Source organism: Pseudomonas sp. AC463 (genome assembly GCF_979253585.1).
In genome coordinates, this window is record NZ_CEEDDZ010000303.1 from 1 (window position 1) to 335 (window position 335).

The following is a 335-nucleotide window of genomic DNA, read 5'->3' on the forward strand; positions in this document are numbered from 1 at the left end:
CCGCTGACGAGGTAATGCCAGTCGGGCAGCGGCTCACCGTTCGCGCGCAGCCGGTACGCACAGGTCGACGGCAACCAGTCGAAGTCGCGCACGTTGCGCGTCGTCAGTCGTACGCACTCCGGCACATAAGCGCGCCGGTGACGGTAATCCGAACACTGGCCGCTGCGCCGGTCGAGCAGCTTGCACGCCACGTTGGTGCTGTGCAGCTCGCCGGTATCCTCGTCCTCCAGCTTGTGAAGACAACATTTCCCGCATCCGTCGCACAGTGCTTCCCACTGGCCACGGTCGAGCGTCTCGATCGGTCGTTCCCAGAACTTGTCGATCACTGTACCCAC

General features: G+C 63.9%; 1 protein-coding gene. It reads right to left on the reverse strand.

What is annotated here, in order from left to right; genetic code table 11:
• Positions 1–335, reverse strand: a 335-nt coding sequence (locus tag AC0IYH_RS30255) for a YcgN family cysteine cluster protein (RefSeq protein WP_471837822.1), incomplete at both ends; no start/stop codon positions are given.